Source organism: Planktothricoides sp. SR001 (assembly GCF_001276715.1).
In the GTDB taxonomy this organism is placed as follows: domain Bacteria; phylum Cyanobacteriota; class Cyanobacteriia; order Cyanobacteriales; family Laspinemataceae; genus Planktothricoides; species Planktothricoides raciborskii.
In genome coordinates, this window is record NZ_LIUQ01000126.1 from 1 (window position 1) to 2,747 (window position 2,747).

A 2,747-nucleotide genomic window follows, 5' to 3' on the forward strand; every position below is an offset into this window, starting at 1 on the left:
ACTGGTGGTGCAATTGATACCAGTGCTGGTCAACTTGATTCTTATGCTAAAAAAGGTTCAGCAGGCCAGATCAAGATTGAAGCCAATGGAGATATTCGTACAGGTTTTGTCAGTTCTTATAACCAAAGTTCGTCTTCTGACTCTTACAGTGGAGATATTTGGATCACCAGTCATAATGGCAGTATTAATACAACAATTGGCAACTTATCTGGGGAAGCCCAAATTAGTCCCAACGATGACGTATCTTCTGTTGAAGTCGCATCAATATTTAACAATGCCCAAGCTAATCTTGCATCTTATGCTCACAGAGGTACAGGGGGCAATGTAATTCTCAAAGCGAATGGTGATATTACTACATCTCACATCAGCACTTTTGGGTCACAAAGCAGTGGCAATGTCAAGATCATCAGTAACAATGGCGCAATTAATACCGGGGTAATCTTCTCTTTTTCCAAATTGAACAATGCTGGTGATGTTACTCTGAATGCTGCGGGTAATATTAGTACCTCTCATATTAGTGCTTGGGGAAATCAACAAGGAGGAAATATTACAATTGATGCGGGTAATATTGCTGGTCAACTCAATAATGATACTCCCTGTGACTGTGTAAATCTTCTTGGTACAGAATCCACTCCTAGTTTCAATATTGGTTCGGCAACGATTCACTCGTTTTCCCCAGCCGGTCATGCGGGTAATGTCACCATCACCACCCGTGGCGATACGAACCTCGGCGGCGATCAAACTCGCCATGCCATTCGCTCTGCTGGATACACCGAAGGCGGTGATATTAGTATTTTCAGTTTGGGCAATATTAACAGTCTGGGAAATATTGAAACTTTTTCAGATAGTGGTATTGGTGGCGATGTTTCCTTAAAGGCTAACGGCAGTGTCATCCTCAGAAATATTCGCACATTCGGTCTAATTGAAAGCGGCGATCTGATAATTCTTAGCTGTGAAAATCTGGTGAAGACTGGCTTGGTAGAAACCGTTGCCCCCAATGGCACTTCCGGCAATATTCAAATCAACACTTATGGCACCGAAGGCAATATTCAAACTGCGGAATTGGTCTCTGCCGGTGAGGACGGTTCGGGAAATATTACCGTAGTGGCTGAAGACGGTTCCGTGAAGACGGAAAATATTACTTCTCTGGCTACAGAGGGAGATTCTGGTGATATTACGGTTGCAGGTCAAGATGATGTTATAACTGGTGATATTACCTCTGAGGGTGATGATAATAGTGGCGATATTTCCGTCAATAGTGATGAGGGTTCTGTCACCACTGGTGATGTCACAACCACTGCGGAAAATGGCAATAGTGGCGATGTCACGGTGGCTGCCCAAGATAATGTACAAACTGGTGATATTGCCTCCCAAGCTGGTCAAAATAGTGGCGATATTTCCGTAAGTAGCGAAGAAGGTTCTACCACTAATGGTAATATTGCTACAGTTGCCCAAAATGGCAACAGTGGCGATGTGACTGTAACCGCCCAAAATGATGTAAAAACTGGAAATGTCACCTCCCAAGCTAATCAAAATAGTGGTAATATTTTAGTCAATAGCGAACAAGGTTCTGCTACTACTGGGAATGTGGCAACCGTTGCGGAAAATGGCAACAGTGGCGATGTGACTGTAACCGCCCAGAATGATGTAAAAACTGGTGATATTACCTCCCAAGCTGGTCAAAATAGTGGCAATATTTTAGTCAATAGCGAACAAGGTTCTGTCACTACTGGGAATATTGCAAGCATTGCCGAAAATGGCAGTAGTGGCAATATTGCTGTGCGGGCAAATAATGATATTTACACTCTAAATATTAGCTCGATCGCCGCCATAGATAGTGGCGATATTTCTGTCACCAGCAATACGGGAAATATTAATACAGGCAACTTAGCAACTGTGGCAAAAACCGGCAACTCTGGTGATATTAGTTTGACAGCTAATCAAGATATTAATACTGGAGATATTAGTTCCATAGGAGGCACTAATAGTGGTGATATTTCTGCTACTAGCACTGAAGGGGCAATTTCTACAGGAGATATAGAAACCCGCGCCATGACGGGAATTGCCGGAGATGTCACCCTAAATGCACAAGACGATATTAACACTGGTTCAATTACTTCTACTGGGGCAATTTCTAGTGGGGATATTACCGTAAATAGTACCGAAGGAGTTGTGAATACTGGGGAAATTTACACGGATACTGGGGAAATCAATATTCATCAAGGTGGCCTAAATTCTGAGGACAAAAATTCAGGATTAACTAATTCGATCGCCCAAGATTTGATCGCCCAAGATACACTGAGTTTCAGTCCGGTGTTTAATCCAGAAAATAGTCAGAGTATGAATTCTAGTAATTCACGGATTAACGTACCACAAAACTTAGACAATTTTCAAGTATTTAATCGCAATATTCTGGAAAATTCTATAGACGATCGCATCTCAACCATAGAAGAAAGTCGCACCAGTGAATTTGCTGAGTCTTTGGGCATTTCTGCGGAAAATCAGGTGATTACCACCGCTTCAGCGCGAGAAATTTTAGGCAGCATGGCCCAGCAAACGGGCACCCAGTCTGCGGTGGTTTATGTCACCGCTTATGAAGACCAATTAGAACTGATATTATTCACCGCTGATGGGGCGGCAATTCGGGCAGCGGTTCCCGAAGCAAATCGTCAAGCTTTAACCAAACAAGTGCAAGAGTTTCGCAATGAAATTACTGATCCGCGTCAACGGCGTAGCAACAGTTATTT

At 43.0% G+C, this 2,747-nt stretch carries 1 protein-coding gene; it reads left to right on the plus strand.

All coding sequences use genetic code 11. From position 1 onward, the window contains the following. Positions 1 to 2,747, plus strand: a 2,747-nt coding sequence (locus AM228_RS34700) for a beta strand repeat-containing protein (RefSeq protein WP_369817812.1), incomplete at both ends; no start/stop codon positions are given.